16 protein-coding genes and 2 pseudogenes are annotated in these 16,713 nt (G+C 50.6%); 11 read left to right on the top strand and 7 right to left on the bottom strand.

The annotated features are described in order from the left end of the window. Nucleotides 1–196: 196 nt before the first annotated feature. From Q0413_RS00945 to Q0413_RS00925, 5 genes are all read left to right on the top strand, one after another. A complete protein-coding gene (locus Q0413_RS00945) occupies nucleotides 197–1,789 on the top strand; it encodes an ABC-F family ATP-binding cassette domain-containing protein (protein ID WP_298986336.1) in 1,593 nt (530 codons plus the stop codon). Continuing rightward, the gene (gene thiS, locus Q0413_RS00940) at nucleotides 1,782–1,985 is read left to right on the top strand and encodes a sulfur carrier protein ThiS (RefSeq protein ID WP_298986334.1); all 204 of its coding nucleotides are present in this window, start codon (nucleotides 1,782–1,784) and stop codon (nucleotides 1,983–1,985) included. Before Q0413_RS00945 ends, thiS begins: the two co-directional genes overlap by 8 nt. Before the next feature lie 78 nt (nucleotides 1,986–2,063). After that, the gene (locus Q0413_RS00935; protein ID WP_298986331.1) at nucleotides 2,064–2,426 is read left to right on the top strand and encodes a hypothetical protein; all 363 of its coding nucleotides are present in this window, start codon (nucleotides 2,064–2,066) and stop codon (nucleotides 2,424–2,426) included. Nucleotides 2,427–2,964: 538 nt separating this feature from the next. Beyond that, on the top strand, nucleotides 2,965–3,759 hold the full coding sequence (thiF, locus tag Q0413_RS00930; RefSeq protein WP_298986328.1) for a sulfur carrier protein ThiS adenylyltransferase ThiF: 795 nt from the start codon (nucleotides 2,965–2,967) through the stop codon (nucleotides 3,757–3,759). Nucleotides 3,760–4,259: 500 nt separating this feature from the next. Beyond that, nucleotides 4,260–5,036, top strand: coding sequence for a thiazole synthase (locus Q0413_RS00925; protein WP_298986340.1), 777 nt, complete (start codon nucleotides 4,260–4,262; stop codon nucleotides 5,034–5,036). Between the two features lie 358 nt (nucleotides 5,037–5,394). Here the strand turns inward: Q0413_RS00925 and Q0413_RS00920 are convergent, their stop codons facing one another. Next, nucleotides 5,395–6,012 (bottom strand): tetratricopeptide repeat protein, encoded by a 618-nt coding sequence (locus Q0413_RS00920; RefSeq protein WP_298986325.1) that lies wholly within the window; start codon nucleotides 6,010–6,012, stop codon nucleotides 5,395–5,397. Between the two features lie 267 nt (nucleotides 6,013–6,279). Here Q0413_RS00920 and thiH point away from each other — a divergent pair, with 267 nt between their 5' ends. The 5 genes from thiH (at nucleotide 6,280) to Q0413_RS00895 (ending at nucleotide 10,570) form a co-directional block, all read left to right on the top strand. After that, nucleotides 6,280–7,365: a 2-iminoacetate synthase ThiH gene (thiH, locus tag Q0413_RS00915; protein WP_298986339.1), complete on the top strand. Its 1,086-nt coding sequence runs from the start codon at nucleotides 6,280–6,282 to the stop codon at nucleotides 7,363–7,365. Beyond that, the gene (locus Q0413_RS00910; protein ID WP_298986321.1) at nucleotides 7,358–8,161 is read left to right on the top strand and encodes a hypothetical protein; all 804 of its coding nucleotides are present in this window, start codon (nucleotides 7,358–7,360) and stop codon (nucleotides 8,159–8,161) included. The genes thiH and Q0413_RS00910 overlap by 8 nt, the downstream gene beginning before the upstream one ends. Then, nucleotides 8,155–9,375: a thiamine phosphate synthase gene (locus tag Q0413_RS00905; RefSeq protein WP_298986318.1), complete on the top strand. Its 1,221-nt coding sequence runs from the start codon at nucleotides 8,155–8,157 to the stop codon at nucleotides 9,373–9,375. Before Q0413_RS00910 ends, Q0413_RS00905 begins: the two co-directional genes overlap by 7 nt. A 179-nt stretch (nucleotides 9,376–9,554) precedes the next feature. Then, nucleotides 9,555–10,112 (top strand): hypothetical protein, encoded by a 558-nt coding sequence (locus Q0413_RS00900; RefSeq protein WP_298986315.1) that lies wholly within the window; start codon nucleotides 9,555–9,557, stop codon nucleotides 10,110–10,112. A gap of 41 nt (nucleotides 10,113–10,153) precedes the next feature. Then, nucleotides 10,154–10,570: a hypothetical protein gene (locus Q0413_RS00895; RefSeq protein ID WP_298986312.1), complete on the top strand. Its 417-nt coding sequence runs from the start codon at nucleotides 10,154–10,156 to the stop codon at nucleotides 10,568–10,570. 28 nt (nucleotides 10,571–10,598) lie between these two features. Here the strand turns inward: Q0413_RS00895 and Q0413_RS00890 are convergent, their stop codons facing one another. The 5 genes and pseudogenes from Q0413_RS00890 to ribH form a co-directional block, all read right to left on the bottom strand. Next, the gene (locus Q0413_RS00890; RefSeq protein ID WP_298986309.1) at nucleotides 10,599–11,456 is read right to left on the bottom strand and encodes a hypothetical protein; all 858 of its coding nucleotides are present in this window, start codon (nucleotides 11,454–11,456) and stop codon (nucleotides 10,599–10,601) included. Nucleotides 11,457–11,694: 238 nt separating this feature from the next. Continuing rightward, nucleotides 11,695–11,929: pseudogene (locus tag Q0413_RS00885) on the bottom strand (helix-hairpin-helix domain-containing protein). 216 nt (nucleotides 11,930–12,145) lie between these two features. Next, nucleotides 12,146–12,832 (bottom strand): orotidine-5'-phosphate decarboxylase, encoded by a 687-nt coding sequence (gene pyrF, locus Q0413_RS00880; protein WP_366939619.1) that lies wholly within the window; start codon nucleotides 12,830–12,832, stop codon nucleotides 12,146–12,148. A gap of 644 nt (nucleotides 12,833–13,476) precedes the next feature. After that, nucleotides 13,477–13,851 (bottom strand): annotated as a pseudogene (gene nusB, locus Q0413_RS00875) (transcription antitermination factor NusB); the annotation flags it as partial. A gap of 1 nt (nucleotide 13,852) precedes the next feature. Then, nucleotides 13,853–14,323 (bottom strand): 6,7-dimethyl-8-ribityllumazine synthase, encoded by a 471-nt coding sequence (ribH, locus tag Q0413_RS00870; RefSeq protein WP_298063905.1) that lies wholly within the window; start codon nucleotides 14,321–14,323, stop codon nucleotides 13,853–13,855. Nucleotides 14,324–14,948: 625 nt separating this feature from the next. On the opposite strand from ribH, the gene sodB reads away from it, so the two are divergent. Beyond that, nucleotides 14,949–15,572, top strand: a complete 624-nt coding sequence (gene sodB, locus Q0413_RS00865) for a superoxide dismutase [Fe] (protein WP_298986305.1) — start codon at nucleotides 14,949–14,951, stop codon at nucleotides 15,570–15,572. Between the two features lie 257 nt (nucleotides 15,573–15,829). On the opposite strand, the gene Q0413_RS00860 is transcribed toward sodB, so the two are convergent. Beyond that, entirely contained in the window at nucleotides 15,830–16,411 is a 582-nt protein-coding gene (locus Q0413_RS00860; protein WP_298986303.1) for a LysE family translocator, read from the bottom strand. Nucleotides 16,412–16,713 lie beyond the last annotated feature (302 nt).

Below are 16,713 nucleotides of genomic sequence, written 5' to 3'. Positions count from 1 at the left end.
CTAGCGGTTTAAATTTAATCGCGCCGGCTCGCGCCTCTTCGGCGAAATTTCAGAATTTTAAGCTACAATAGGAGAAATTTATCGCAGCTCCGCGCGGCGTAAAAGTCGCAATAAAACCGCGAGATGAAATTTGCGCGCAAAACCTGGCAGAAGCCCGCGCGCAAGGCAATGCAAATAGAAATTTAAAAGGAAAAATATGGTTGAAATCAAAGATCTTACGATGCGCTTTGGCAAACAGCTACTTTTTGAAAACGTAAATTTGAGCCTCGATAAGGGCAGGCGCTACGGTCTCATCGGCGCAAACGGCGCGGGCAAATCGACGCTGCTTAAAATTTTAAGCGGGCAGATCGAATCTAGCAGCGGCGAAATTTTGATCGAAAGCGGGCTTAAAATCGGCGTTTTGGGGCAGGATCAATTCGCCTTTGAAAGCTTCAGCGTCAAAGACGCCGTGCTTTACGGCAACAAGCGCCTCTATGACGCCGTGCGCGAAAAGACGCAGCTTTACGAAGCGGGCGAGTTTAACGACGAGATAAACGAGCGCCTAGGCGAGCTTGAGATGATCTGTGCGGAAGAGGATCCCGCCTACGAGTACGAAACGCGGATCGAGAAAATTTTAAGCTCGCTGGGGCTGAACGACTTCGATAAAAAGATGAGTGAGATCGAGACGAGCGATAAATTTAAGGTTCTTCTCGCGCAGGTGCTCTTCCCGCGCCCCGACGTGCTGTTTTTGGACGAACCGACGAACAACCTCGATATCGACGCCATTTCGTGGCTTGAGTTTGAGCTAAATCGCCACACGGGCACGCTCGTGGTCATCAGCCACGACCGCCACTTCTTAAACCGCGTCTGCACGGACATCCTCGACGTCGATTTTAGGCGGGTGCGCGAATTTAGCGGCAATTACGACGACTGGTTCATCGCGTCCAATCTCATCGCCAAGCAGGCGCAGTTTGAGCGCGAGAAAAAGCTCAAAGAAAAGGCGGAGCTTGAAAAATTTATCGCTCGCTTCAGCGCCAACGCAAGCAAGGCAAAGCAGGCCACGAGCCGCCAAAAACAGCTCGACAAACTCGATCTTAGCGAGCTTGCGACCTCTTCGCGCAGGGAGCCTAGCATTTTATTTAAACCCGCGCGCGAGATCGGTAATGAAATTTTAGAGCTAAGCGGCGTAGATATGAGCTTCGGCGAGGTTGAAATTCTGAAAAATTTCAACCTCAAGCTCGCTCACGGCGATAAGATCGCGATCATCGGGCGAAACGGCGTAGGCAAAAGCACGCTTTGCAAGATCATCATGGGCGAGCTCGCGCCGCAGCGCGGCAAGGTGCACATGGGCGCCACGATCGAGCCTGGGTACTTCGCGCAGGATACGAATAATAAAATTTCAGGCGAGCTCAAGCTCTACGAATATCTACAAAGCCCGCAGAATAGGGATCTGGATGAAATTCGCAAATGCCTTGGACGTATGCTTTTTAGCGGCGCGGAGCAGGAGAAAAGCGTGGGCAGTCTAAGCGGCGGCGAGAAACACCGCGTGATGCTAAGCAAGCTAATGCTGCAACGCCCGAACCTGCTGGTGCTAGATGAGCCCAACAACCACCTCGATCTTGAGGCGATCATCGCACTTGGCGAGGCGCTGTATAACTTCGCGGGCTGCGCGATCTGCGTGAGCCACGACCGCGAGCTCATCGACGCGTTTGCAAATAGAATTTTACACCTCAAAGGAGACGCCGAAATCGTCGATTTTAGGGGCACTTACGAGGAGTATCGCGAGAGTTTGGGAGCGAGCGATGATTGAGATCTGCGTAAACGGCGAGCGGCTGCATCTGGCGCAGGATATGAGCGTGAGCGAGTTTTTGCGCTCGCGCGGACATGATCTTCGCCTAGTAGCGCTCGAGCGCGACGGCGAAATTTTAAAAAAAGAGGCGTGGGAGCGCACGCAGATCTCAAGCGGCAAAAAATATGAGATCGTCGAGTTCGTAGGCGGCGGCTGAGGTCGGAGCTTTGAATTATGTTAAAATTACGGCCACCGAGGTTTAAATCCGCGCGAAGGCCACTAAATTTTAAGTGGCATGGCGACACAGCGGTTAGAGCTTAAAATTTGCACGCGCGTCGTTAAAATTTTAAGTGATACGGCGGCGCGGAGAGATAGCAGCGTTTGGATTTTTAAATTTATTAGAAGGACAGAGCGGTTTAGCGCCCGCGGTGAGTTTTTAAATTTTGAAAGCGAGCTAAGCCGCGGCGACCGACGCAGGAGTTTTAAAATTCGCTCCGCGGCGATAGAGTTTAAATTTTATTTCGGCGGCGGAACGTTAATTTGCATCGCCAGCCGCAGCGACTGGGTGTGGAGCTGTAAACTGCGCCGCCGCCGCAAACTTGAGCGCGGGGGCATTAAAATTTACGCCGAAGTTGCGGGATTTGGGCGCGAGGTTTAAAATTTACCCCGAGATTTCTGCCGCCATGTACATTGCGACGCATACTACAACGTACCGCTTTCGTCGGTTCGGTTCGGCTTGAAATTTTAAATTTAGCCGCAGTGTGGATTTATTCGAGTGTTTAGCGGCTTTTAAATTCGGCGGATCGCTCTAGCGCTTCGCGACTTAAAATTTAACCGACAAGCGGGATTAATGCGTTAAAATTTAACGGATTTAGCTTGCGCTGTGTATTTCGTACAGAGGCTCTACGACGCGCCGTATTAGCTGAACGCAATGCGCGCAGTAGACTTGAAACATTACGCGTTAAAAGCGGGATTAAATTTGCAGATTAAAGTCATGCGCGATGCGCTCGGTGCGCTCCGCGGACATCACGACTCGTGCGAGCGTTTGTGCGGTGCGTAGTAGCCGCGCAAATTTTTGCCGCAACCGCGCTGCAATACCGCATCAGTGCGCGCTATGTTCGCGCAGATATGAGGTGCCGCGCGCTTAAATTTGCGCGATAAATTTAAGCGGCAAAAAGATAAAATTTAGGATCAAAATGCAGATAAAATTAAACGGCAAAGCTTACGAAACGGGCGCGAGCGATCTTGACGGGCTGAAGCGCGAGGTTAAATTTAGCGGTGAGATCGCCGTGATAAACGGCTATGCGAGCACGCAGAATTGCGAGCTGAAGGCGGGCGATGAGCTCTTTTTGCTTGCCCGCGGTACGGAGCTATCGCCGCAGGAGCTTCGCGAGCTGATGTTTGCTCGCAACGCCCCTTCAGTAAACGAGGCGCTGAAAGGCTCGCGTGTAGCGATCTGCGGGCTCGGCGGGCTCGGCTCCAACGTCGCGATCCTGCTTGCGCGCGCGGGCGTGGGCGAGCTCTTTTTGATCGACTTCGACGTCGTCGAGCCGACCAACCTCAACCGCCAGCAGTACGAGATCAGCGATCTCTACAAGCCCAAAACGGCCGCTCTGCGCGAAAAAATCGCGCGCATAAACCCGTTCGTGTGCGTGCGAACCTTAAACGAGCGACTTACCGCGCAAAACGTAGCCGAAATTTTAAAAAACGAGCGTATAATTTGCGAGTGCTTCGACGACGCGGCGGCGAAAGCGATGATTTTTGGCGCATTCGGCGGCACGGATCGCTTTTTGATCTGCGCTAGCGGCATGGCGGGCAGCGGCGGCGCCAACGAGATCCGCACGACGCGGCTCGGCAAAAACGTCTTCGTCTGCGGCGACCGTAAAAGCGCCGCAGCTCAAGGCGTGGGGCTGCTTGCGCCGCGCGTGGCGATCTGTGCCGCGCATCAGGCAAATGTCGCGCTCAGACTGATTTTGGGTGAGGAGAGCTAGCTTGGCGCTTATCATCGTGCGCTTTGGCGTTTCTAAATTTACGCGCCTTTATTTATTTCGCTGCTAAATTTAGGATTTGCACGATTATTTTTAGGAAGCGGCGAGCGTTTCGGCGAGTATACAGCGCGTTTAAAAACGGTATGAAATTTACCGCGCGCCGAGCAAATTTAGCCGCGATATGCAAATTTAAACCATTTGCCGTGTGCAGCTCGCGGATAAGTAAAATTTTAAAATTTATTCGGCGCGAGCAAGCTACTTTTGAATGTAGGATTTAAAATTTCGTGTAGTAAAGCGAGCCACAGTCTGCGCGTGAAATTTTAAAATTTTGTGTCGTGGCGTAAAATTTGACGAGAGATTTTAAAGCTCGGGCGCAGCGCCTCGCGGCGTGTAAAGCGACGAATAGAAGCAAGCAAAGCGCGCATATCTCGCGCTGTGTATAATACACCGCGCGAGCGCGCTGATATTGCGCTATCTGCGCCGTATGTGAAAACAAAATTTAAATTAAAGAGGATAGAATGGATGATAAACTGATCTTAGGCGGCAAGGAGTTTAGCTCGCGCCTGATAATGGGCTCTGGCAAGTTCGATCACGCGATGATCGACGCCTGCGTGCGGCACGCGGGCTGCGAGATCGTCACGCTTGCGCTGCGCCGCGTGAACGAAAGCAAGAGCCGCAATATCTTGGATTTCATCCCTCGCGGCGTTACGCTGCTGCCGAATACCAGCGGCGCGCGAAACGCCGAGGAGGCGCTGCGGATCGCACGGCTCGCGCGCGAGCTGGGCTGCGGCGACTTCGTAAAGATCGAGATCATAGGCGACAGCAAATACCTTCTGCCCGACAACGCCGAGACGATCAAGGCCTGCGAGGCCCTGGCGCGCGAGGGCTTCGTGCCGCTTGCCTACATGCACGCCGATCTGTGCGTCGCGCGCGATCTGGTAAGCGCAGGGGCTGCCGCCGTGATGCCTCTGGCCGCGCCGATCGGCTCTAATCGCGGGCTGATGATGCGTGGGATGATCGAAATTTTACTAGACGAAATCGACGTGCCGATCATCGTAGATGCGGGGCTCGGCGCGCCTAGCGAGGCCTGCGAGGCGATGCAGATGGGCTGCGCTGCGGTGATGGTAAATACGGCGATCGCCACGAGCGGGGATCTGGCGCTGATGGCGCGGGCATTTGCGCTCGGCGTGCAGGCGGGGCGCGATGCCTATCTGGCGGGGCTCGGCGCCGTTTGCAAAACGGCCAGCGCAAGCTCGCCGCTAACGGGATTTTTGCGCTAGCGGTTAAAATTTTAAGCGCGCTTGGTTGCGCGAGCCGTGTTTTTTGCGCCGAATTTGCCTTTCTCGGGTTTGTATAGATACATATTGCGTAAGCTCGGCGTAGCAGCCGATAGATGCGGCGTGGAATTTTAAAATTTCGCGCCGTGCAAATTTGCGCCATGTGAGTTAAATCTCAGCATACTTTGTTAAGCCCTATGCCGAACGATATAAATTCCGCATTCCGCTAGGCATCTTAAAGTGTAGTGGCGAAAAGTATAATTTGGCAGCGGTGTAGCGCGCAGCAGGCTCGGCGATCAAATTTTAAAATTTAATCGGGCTGAAAGCAGCCCGATCGAGAGAAACCCGATTGATCGGCGGGCTATTTTAGTATGTCGTATTTATCGCAGTATTCTCGTAAAGAGTCTTTATCGTAGCCGAATAACCCTGGGTGTTTTTTGCCCATTTCGCAGGCCTTTTGATAGTATTGTGTCGCCCTTGCTCTGTCGCCACCTGCTTCAAGAACTGAAGCAAAATTCCCGCACGCCATCCAACTTCCCGCATCGCAGGCTCTTCTGGCATATCCCATAGCCCGCGTCATATCCATTTTAACCCCTTTACCATTTGCATACATATAACCTAAATTGTTGCAGCCGTCTGCATATCCGCCGTCGCAAGCTTTATCGAATAGTTCGACAGCCTTTTTATAATCTTTTTTCACCCCTTTGCCACCATGATACATTGCTCCCAAATCCGAGCAAGCTACATAATCGTTTCCGTCGCAAGCCTTTTTGTAATAATAAAGTGCTTTTTTATAATCCCTATCGGATGCGTTTCCCCCGAACAAGGTCGGATTTTTATAAAGAGCGCCGGCGTAACTGCAAGCCTCAAAATCACCTGCTTCGCAATTTTGCTCAAATTGTTTAACTTGCTCTTTGCTAAAAGTTATGCCAAAAGCCAAAGAGCCCAACAGGGCTAAACCTAAGATGATTTTTTTCATTACTTCTCCTTAAAATTTTACGAAAGTATATTCTTTCATCTTTTAATAATCACTAAAATTTAAAATGCGAACGGGGCGCTCCGTTTTAAAATTTTTTACCGAAATCCTGCTAAAATGCGCTTCTAAACCAAACGAAAATAAACTTTGCGGCGCGTAAATTTGCACGCGCAAATGTGTCGCATAGAATTTAAATGAAAATTTAAAAGGAAAATTTTAAAGATGATGAAAACCGGCTATCTAGCGGGCATGGAGGATATCGGAAGCGAGATGATGCAGAGCACGCTAGCTCTGCGCGAGGGCTTTTGCGAGGAGGCGAGCGAGGCTGACGTGCAAAGGGCGATCAGCGCGAAAAACAGAACTCTGCGCGATTTTGCCGCGCTACTAAGTGTGCGCGCAGGCGAGCATCTGGAGCAGATCGCGCAAGCCGCAGCGCGCGAAAAAGCGGCGCATTTCGGCAGCAACATCGCCGTTTTCACCCCGATTTACATCTCAAACTACTGCGACAATCTCTGCGTTTACTGCGGCTTTAACTGCAAAAACAAAATCGCGCGCGCAAGGCTCGATGAGGCGCAGCTAAAGGCGGAGTTTGAGGCGATAGCGGCGAGCGGGCTAGAAGAAATTTTAATCCTCACCGGCGAGAGCGAGAAAAACAGCCCCGTGCGCTACATCGGGCGCGCCTGCGAGCTCGCGCGGCAGTATTTTAAGGTAATCGGCGTCGAAATTTATCCGATAAATTCCGCGGATTATGCTTATCTGCACGCTTGCGGCGTCGATTTCGTCACCGTTTTTCAAGAAACCTACGATCCCGCGCGCTACGCGCAGCTGCATCTTGCGGGGAACAAGCGGGTTTTTGCGTATCGTTTCGCAGCCCAAGAGCGCGCGATTAGAGGCGGTATGCGCGGCGTGGGCTTCGCGGCGCTTTTGGGGCTCGGAGACTTCCGCCGCGATGCCTTTGCCACGGGCGTGCACGCGTGGCTGCTTCAGCGAAAGTATCCGCGCGCCGAGATCTCCTTTTCGGTGCCGCGCCTGCGTCCGATCATCAATAACGACAAAATAAACCCGAAGGACGTCGGCGAGCGCGAGCTGCTGCAGGTCATGTGCGCGTATCGGCTGCTGCTGCCAAGTGCGCAGATCACGATCTCCACGCGCGAGAGGGCGGGCTTCCGCGATAATGCGATTAAAATCGCGGCGAGTAAAATTTCGGCGGGCGTGAGCGTGGGTATCGGCGGACACAGCGAGCAGAGGGGCGACGAGCAGTTCGAGATCAGCGACGCGCGCAGCGTAAGCGAGGTCTGCGAGGCGATCCGCGCAGGCGGGCTGCAGCCGCTGATGAGCGAGTATATCTATGTCTAAAAGCGCGGATATGCGAGCTTGCGCCGCGAAACTTCAGCACGAGAGGCTTGCTTCGGCGGCGAAATTTTTAGAATTTTATGCGGCGAAATTCTGCGCTCGCATGGGTAAAATTTACAACGCCTTTTTAAGAGGCAAGATTTGCGGTGCGTTACTTGCGGGCAGATTTGGCGCCGCTAGACGCAGCAAAATTCGTAGCGTAAAATACTACGCCGAATTTTACAGCGCCGCACACGGCGATAAAATTGATGGCGCTATGGCAGATAAAAAAGGCTTTGGCGCCGTGTTAGCGGGCGCGGGAAATTTTGTGCTACAAAATGCGTGTGTAAATTTAAGACCTCGGAACACATACGTGGATTTAAAATTTAAAGGCAGCGCAAATTCCAAGCCCTCGGGCGGCGTAAATTTTAAATTTAAAAACGACGCGAGCTTCAGGTTCTTATGCGGCGGCAACGCAAAGCCGATAAAATCTAATGGTTCGGCAGATGCTTTGAACTCTAGCGACGCGAACAAAATTTTAGCCTCCATCTGGACGGGCAGAATTTTAAGCTCCAGCACCTCGGCTATGGATTTAGTTTTCGATGCGGCGGCGAATAATTTTATTTCTAGCGGCGCTGCGAGAATTTTAAGCTCTAGCGCAGAGGCAGGGATTTTGGCTTCAATCCTGGCGAATGAGATTTTAAACCTTAGCGCTGCGGGCGAAATTTTAAAATTAAACGCTGTGAATAAAATTTTGAGCCTCGGTGCGGCGTCGCTCACGGGCGTGGATTTTGGGCCTAAAGGAGCGGGCGGATGCTAGATTTAGAGCTTGCTTCGCGCATTACGATCATCACAAATCGCGCGCTCTGCGGCGGCGAGACGGCACTGCTTGCGCGTATAGCGGATTTTGCCGCAACGGGCGTAGGCGAGATCGTTGTACGCGAAAAAGACTTGAGCGAGAAAGCTTACGCAGCGCTGTTTGGTAAAATTTTACGTGCCTGCGAGAACGGATTTTGTGCGGATACAGCCTGCGCAAACGTGATTTTTGCAGATGAAGCTAGTGCTGCTAAATTTGGCGAAACCCAGGCTTTCGCAAGTGAATTAGACGCGAGCGCGGCTTATGCGGATAAAATTTTGCTCTGCGAGCGCGACGCAGACGAAGTTTTGTTAAAAAAGTTCCATTCGGGCGGAAGCAAAAGCGAGCTTTGCGCGGATGCGGGTCGCAAGTACGGTGCCGCTATGGATGAGGCACGGCATAAAAATTCCACTTGCGTTTTAGATGAAATTTTGTCTGAAAATTTTATCGGCGCTGCAAACTGCGAGAATGATAGCGTACCTGACGAAATTTCGCTTCGCGGCGCCATATGCAAAACAAAACTCGCGACGAGGAGCGCGCAAGGTACAGACAATGCAAATGGCGCAGAGGGTATGCAGGGTGCAGTAAATACGGGGAGCTCACAGAGCGCGCAGCATGCAGACAATTTGGAAAGTGAAGAGGTCGTAGAAAATTCAGAAAGCGTGAAAAAGGCGGAAAACTCGCAGAGTGCAGAGAGCGCGAAAGGGACAAAGAATTCGCAGAGTGCAGAGAGTGTAAGGTGCCCACTCGCGGTCTTTGTGCATAATTTTGCAGATTTTGCGCTGCGCAAGGGCGAGAGAAATTTATGGCTGCCGCTCGGGGTTTTGCGGAGCTTCAGCGCGGCGCACGGTGCGGAGTTTTTGCGCGCAAATTTCAAAAAACTGGTCGCTTCCTGCCACAACGAGGCGGAGGTGCGCGAGGCGCTGGAACTGGGCGCGAACGCGATCTGCCTGAGCCATATCTTTGCGACCGATTGCAAGGCGGGGCTTACGCCGAAGGGGCTAAATTTGATCCGCGCTGTGCGTGGGTTTTATGGCGGCGAAATTTACGCGCTGGGTGGCATAACGCCGCGAAATTTCGCCTCCGTTCTAAGCGCGGGAGCCGATAGGATCGCCGTTATGAGCTCAGCGATGGCAGTGCGGGGCGCGAGCGATTTCATAAGAAAATTTAAGAAATAAATCGATCCAAAAACGCAGTTTGTTTCCGTTGCCGCGCGCCTTGCTGCCGTCATTTCGCGCATGCGGCGCGATGCAAAACACATTTTAAATAAAATCAAAAGCTCACGAAATGGGCGCGATTTATTGCGATTTAAGCCCAAAGTTATAAAATACAAGCGATTTAAGCTTAAGGATATTTTTTGGATAAAGTGCGGCTTGAGGAATCTAAAAAGCTTCTAAACGAACAGCGCCGAAATTTAAAACAAAAGCTGCGAAAAGGCGCTAACGCTGACATCTTTGACGATACGGATTTCAGCGATACGGCGGATCGCAGATCATTAAATTCAAACGATGCAAATTTGAGTAGCAAAAACTTTAAAAATACGAATTTTGATCAAACAGACCCCAAATTGCAACCCGATTATCTTTGCGGCGCAAATTTCCGAGATAGAAATTTAAACGACATGAATTTAAACTCAAAAGATGAGGCAAAATTTCAAAATTTAAACCCGGGCGGTATTTCATCGCGGGGCGCTAAAACTCGTGATTACGACAAAGAGCCGATAATCATAAAAGACTATATGCCGATCGTAAATATTATAGCTATAGTAGCGTTGCTTTGTTTTGCTATGTTTATAAATTTAGTATTTAATATTCCCTATGATAGAAAAGTTGCGAATATTCTGCTTACTGGACCTTTGGTTGCCAGGGCTCTTAAGGGTTTTTGCAGCATTACGGAGGGAAATTTATATTTTTAAACTCAAGCATAAAATGTATAAAATCAGGCGAGCAGCTCGTAATGAAATTTGATGAGATTTTATATTTCAAAAAGACTTTCGCATTTTTTTATGAAAGCGAAACACATAAATATACGGAAACGGAAAAAATCGCAGGAAAAACCTGCCTTGCCATATACGTACTCGCTTATATTTATGGTGCGATATTTGATGATTCTATGATAGTTTTCATAATGTTATTCTGCTGCATGGGAGCGGTTATCTTTCTTTTCATACCGCAAATGATTTTTCATCTGTTTAAGGGCGGCTTATTTTCATGTAGGTTTGTCGATGCTTTAATTATAGACGCGCTTTACAATAAATTTTTTATATTTATCCCCACTAATAAAGAATATAACGAGCTTAAAAAATATATGAAATTAAAATTTAATAAAGACCTAGACGCGCCAAATTATCTTTTAAGAGTTAAAAATTTTTAACTCAGGCATTTTTCGAATTTACGAAGTCTCATTCCACGAGCCGCGCGCGGATGTCGCCGAAGAGCAGCACGTCCTTCAAAACGGCGCGATCGGCGTAACCGCACTCGTTTAGGCTCAGGTGCAGCTCGCCTCGGCTGCTCGAAAATATCGGCTGGTTTATGAAAACCACGTAAATCGCCGCAGCCTGCTTATCCGCGCCCGCGCCGCGCCCTTTAAAATTTGCGTCCGTTGCGCCGGTTTTCGTATCTGCTCCACTAGAGCTTGCGCTTGCCGTTGCGCTGGAGTTTGCATCCGCATCGCTAGGCGGCGCGACGCCAAGCTCGCTCGCGATATCTGCAGCGGCGCTTCCGCGCGGCCTTTCGATGTCGATCCTTCCGTCGGCGCTCTTTGCGCCCGCAGCTCGGACAAAAAATTTATCGCCCGAGTGCGGGATTTTAGAGAAATTGAAAAACAAACTCAGCAGGTCGTTCGTCGCAAAATAGGGCAAAATTTCATCGCTTACGAGCTGTAGCTCGCCGCCCGCGCCCTTGAACTTTTGAAATTTTATCGTTTTGCGCGCGTAGTCGAAGGCGTAGGTTTTGCGCTCGTTTTTCGTCGTTTTGCCCTTTTTGCGCGAGACCTCGTGGACGTAGAGATCGGGCATCAAAAGCCCCGCCACGACGCGCCCCTTCGAGCGGAAGCTCTCGCGCCTTTGTCCGCTTAGGCTACCCGCGACGCCCTGCGCAACGGCATCCATGACGATCTCGTAGCGATCGTCTTCGCGCACGAGCCGCGTATTTGCACTGCCGACCGCGCCGAAAACGCCGAACGAAATCTCATATTTCGCACTGATCGTCTCGCCAAGAAGCGCGCTCGCGCATAAAATCAAAAGAGTAAAAAATTTCATTTTAACCGTCCTTCCGCTTTGCGGCGCTCCATTATACGGCGCCCGTTAAATTTGCGCTCTGCGCCGCTCTATTGCATTGTGCTTGTAAAGCTCGCGCTTACAATTTGCGCCCTCAGAATTAAAGCACTCGTTAAATTTACGCTTTTTGCGCGGCGTCGTTTCGTGCCGCAAATACAGCCGCGTCGGTTGCTAGTAAATCCGTTTAAATTTATAAACGGCGCGGGTCAAATTCGTAAATTTAGTCCTTCCAAAGCCACCATTTTAGCTTGGCTTTGTCGGGACGAGGCGTATTGGCGTAGTAGCTGGTCTCGGTAAACGTAGAGGATGCATCTGCCGCGCCCGAGCGCCTTTGTGCGTTCAAACATTTCGTGTGGATCCGCACCCTTTAACGAAGCGATATCCTCGTAGCCGAGCGCCAGTAGATCCGCCTCGGTCGCCTCGCCGACATATGGGATTTTCTTAAAATCGCTCAAATTTACCTCAAATTTCTTTTAAATTCCGCCAAGCTCGCCGCTTTGAATGAAATTTTAAATTTTATTTGTGCGCGTTGCAAAGCTTGCTAAATTTTATCTTGCTGCCGTGCCGGCTCGCCGTTTAAGCCGCACTCGCGAGGTGATTTTATTAAAATTCTCTCGCACCGGAGCACTGTTTAAAATAATTTCGCGCCAAATTTCACGCAAGCGCGGGCGTTAAATTTGATCCAAAATCCGCTCGCAGATTTCGCGCGGGTTTTGCGCCTGATAGATCGGCCGACCTACCACGATAAAATCAGCTCCCGCCTCGCGCGCGACGCCTAGATCCGCTACCCGCTTTTGATCTGCCGCACTCTCGCCAAACGGCCGTACGCCCGGGCAGAGCGTGATAAAATTTGCGCTCGTGGCGTCCTTGATTAGGCGGCTCTCGAATGCCGAGCAAACCATGCCGTCAAGGCCCGCTTGGTAGCTCATCACGCTAAATTTGCGCACGGCGTCACTCAAATTTTGCTCGTAAACCGCGCTAAATTCCGCCTGATCAAAGCTCGTTAGCGCCGAAACCGCTAGCACTAGCGGGCGCGAACTAAGCTTGCCCAGTCGCTCCATCACCGTAGCCATCGCGCGCTTGCCGCTGCTTGCATGCACATTTATCATATCTACGCCAAGCTTAGCGATCTCCTCGGCGGCGTCAGCCATCGTGTTTGGGATATCATAAAGCTTTAGATCGAGAAAAATTTTAAAATCTCCGAGCTTTTTTAGCTCTTCGATAAAACCCGCCCCGTCGCGCAAATACGCTCGCAGCCCAACTTTGAGCCAAATTTTATCCGAAAAGTCCGCAAGCCGCTCCGCTAGCTGCAAGCACTGCTGCTTCGAGCCCAGATCAAGCGCGACGCAGAGCTTCACCGTTTATCCTTGCCGCGTACCGTGCCTTTGTTGCCCGCAGGTCTTTTTGAGATGGCGCCTCTGCTGCCCGCAGATTTTTTCGGCGCGGTAGAGCTTTTGCGCCCCGCGCTATTTTTGGGCGCAGTATTTTTACCCGCAGCGCTTTTTTTCGATGCCGCGTTTTTGCTCGCCTTGAAATTTCTATCTGCGCTCTCTCTTTTCGGTGCGGCGTCTTTGCCTCGTTCGCCTGCCTTAAAATTTTTACCTCGCTCGCCCGTTTTGAAATTTTTGCCCGTTTTCTCCGTCTTAAATTTATCTCCGGTCTTAAAATTTCCCTCCGTTTTAAATTTTTTGCTTGCGGCGGATTTTTTTGCGGGCGCGTTGCGAGTTTTCAAATTAGCGGGCTTTTTGGATGCCCCGCTTCTTCTTGTCGTAGAATTTTTCGGCGCGCCGCTCCTCTTTGCCTTGGTAAAATTTTTCGTCTCATCGTCCGCGTCTGCGGGGATGAAATTTTTTGTCGCAACGTTGCTGTCTGAAATAGCGGAATTTTTCGCCGCAGCGGGCTTGAAATTTTCGCTTGTCGCCGTGGATAGCTCGGAATTTACGCTTGCCGTCGTATTTGGCTTGGAAATTTTATCCGCCGCGATGTTTACGGGGCTATCTTTTAGCGCGTCCAGCACGCCGTTTATAAATCTTGGCGAGATGCCAAGCTCCTTGGCGGAGTTAATCGCTTCGTTGATGACGATGCCCGCGTCGGTGTCCGTAAAGCGCAACTCATACGCCCCAAGCCGCAGTATCGCGCGCTCCAGAGCCGAAATCTCGGCGAGCTTAAATTCCTTTAAATTTTCATCTATCAGCGCATCGACCGCGGCGAGATTTTCGCTAGCGCCTCGCAGAAGCGCCAGCGTCCAGTTACGCTGCTCGTTGCGAATGCGCTTTTCTTCCAGATATTCGTCCGCAAAGTCCTCGCCGTCGCCGTTCATATCTTGGGAGTAAAGCAGCGAGATTGCAGCGAGCCTGGCTTGGTGTCTGGTGGCCATTTTACGCCTTTATGTTGCGAAATAGACTTAGAAGCTCGATCGCACCGCTCATCGCTTCAAAGCCCTTGTTGCCGGCCTTTGAGCCTGCTCGCTCGATCGCTTGCTCGATATTATCGGTAGTTAGCACGCCGAAAGTCACGGGTGCGCCGTATTTTAGCATGGTATTCGCGATCCCCTTGCTTACTTCGGCGCTTACGTAGTCAAAATGCGGAGTAGATCCGCGGATAACCGCGCCTAGACAGACGACGGCGTCGTAAAGCTTGGAAGCTAGCGCCTTTTCAAGCGCGAGTGGGATCTCAAACGCGCCCGGCACCAGCATCAGACTTAAATTTTCCTCCTTGCCGCCGTGGCGCAAAAACGCATCATGCGCCCCTTCGACTAGGCGATCTGTGATGATGTGGTTGAAGCGGGCGTTGATGATTAGAATTTTTTCGCTGCCCTTAAGAGCAAGCGAGCCTTCGATGATTTTCATGGTTTTCCTTTGCGTTAAATTTAGCGCTAAGCTTAGCTAAATTCGCCAAAATTCTAAATTAATTTCAGCATCACGGCGCTTGAAATTATGAGAAATAACAGGCGCTTTGCGTGCAGAAATTTTCTCGCAGCGGACGAATATGCCCAGCATCACGGCGCCGATCGTGCCGATGCCTGTGCATAAGCTTAGCGTGAATATGAAAAATATGCGAAGCAGGTTAATCTCCGAGTCCTCTTTTAGCGCGACGATCGTTTAGAGTGAAGTGATAAAAGCGTGCCGATACCCGTGTATAGGGCGTATGTGAATGCCGCGCTATGTATTTAAAAGCAAGCATAAAGATAAAAAAGCTCGCAATTACGGAGATGACGGTGAGCAGCGATTCGTGCGTACTAGCAGCGCGCTTAAACTCGTGTGCCAGGTCGCACTCAAAAAGCGCTCCGATGAGGACAGAAGCAAAGCCTTTGGTGTTCATAAACCGCCTAAATTTTAAATTTAAAGCGCGATTATATTAGGAGCGAACTTAGATTGAAATTCATCTTAAAATTAATCCTAAATAATAAATTTTATTATTCGTTTAGAAATTTTAGGCTATAATCGCTTCAAAATTCATTTCAAGGAGAGAAAGATGTTTAAACTTAGAGAGTTGCCGTTCGATGCGGCGCACAACGCGGTCGTAAGCAAGCAAACCTGTGATTATCATCATGGTAAGCACCACGCGACCTATGTGGCAAATTTAAATAAACTTACCGAATCGGGCGAGTTCGCGGGCAAGGGGCTTTATGAGATCGTAACGGCGGCTAGCGGCGGGCTTTTCAACAACGCAGCGCAGGTTTACAACCACGATTTTTACTGGGATTGCATCGCAAAGCCTAGCGAGGCTTCCGCGGAGCTAAAATCGGCGCTAGCGGAAAATTTTGCGGATTTTAAAAGCGAGTTTTTGGCTGCTGCTACGGCGCATTTCGGCTCGGGCTGGGTGTGGCTCGCTTACGATCCGAAATCGGGCAAGCTTTGCATCAAAGCGACCCAAAATGCCGCTACGCCGGTAACTGAGGGGCTCGTGCCGCTTCTAGTCGTGGACGTTTGGGAGCACGCGTATTACATCGATGAGCACAACGCGCGCCCGAAATATTTGGAGAAATTCTACGCAGGTATCAACTGGGAGTTTGTCTCAAGCGCCTACGAATGGGCTAAAAAAGAGGGTCTCGGCTCTGTGAAATTTTATATGGGCGAGCTTCACGGCAGAGATTAAATTTTAAAATTTAAGCGCACGCGGCGAGGCGATGCTACACAAAGCCAAAACCGCCTAAACGCGCTGTAGGTTCGTTGCGGACGATAATTGCCGCGACGTTTAGCGTACGCGATCGATCGCTTAAAATTTTAACTCAAAGCTAACGGCTAAATTTCGGGATTTATTCTCGGAATTTAGCCGCAGCAATACCACTTTTCAATCTATCTTTTAAATTTAAAAATTTCATCAAAGCTCGGGCGCTAAATTTAATCAAAATTTTAGCCCAAAATCATCCAAAGCCCGATCGCACACATCAGCACCGAGCAGAAAATTTCGAGGTATTTCAAATGGGTTTTCAGCAGATTTTTTAGCACCGCTCCGCCTAGCGCGTAGATGCTAAGGCAGATACTTTCGCTGGCGCACAAGATCGCCACGAGGGCGAAGGTGCGCGTGCCGAAAAGATTGTCCGCGTCCAAAAACGGCGGAAAGAGAGCGGTGAAAAATATCCACGCCTTGGGGTTTGAGACCGCGACTACGAGGCCTTGGAGGAAGATATTTTCGCTGCGCTTCTGTTTTTGCAGCTTAAAATTTCCGCGCGTCAAAAAGGTCGCGACGCCCAGATAAAAAATATACGCGCCGCCTAAAATTTTAATCGCGCTAAGCGCCGCAGGGTGCGCAAGCAGAATGCCCGCGACGCCGAATATGCACGCAAGCGCCACAGCTGCGACGCCTAGCACCTGCGCGAGCAACGCGGGCAGCGCCCTAAGATAGCCGCGCCCGATGCCGAGATTTAGCGCGTAGGTCATGTTGATGCCCGGCATCAGCGATATCGGAAAGATCGTAAAGAAAAACAGAAGCATTGAAAACCCCTAAATTGCGGCTAAATTTTAAATTTTATCTCTCGCGATACGGCGCCGCTGCGATAGATTTTAAAATTCTAAAATTTAACGCGCTGCGCTGAGGCGAATAAAATTTTAAAATTCCGCCGCACCGCGGAACTGCACATTGCGAGCTGTCATCTAGAATTTTGCGCATCGCTTTATTGCGCTTCATCATTGCGATATGCCGTGCGCCGCGCCGCCCCCCCCAAGCTTTTCTTGGGGCGGGAAGGGGGCCCCGGTTGCGAGGTCGCTCCCCTTCCCGCCCCAAACCCCACCTAACC

The organism is uncultured Campylobacter sp., from assembly GCF_938045465.1.
Lineage (GTDB): Bacteria > Campylobacterota > Campylobacteria > Campylobacterales > Campylobacteraceae > Campylobacter_B.
Note: the sequence above shows the minus strand (reverse complement) of the source record. Positions and strands in the feature narration are given on the sequence as shown.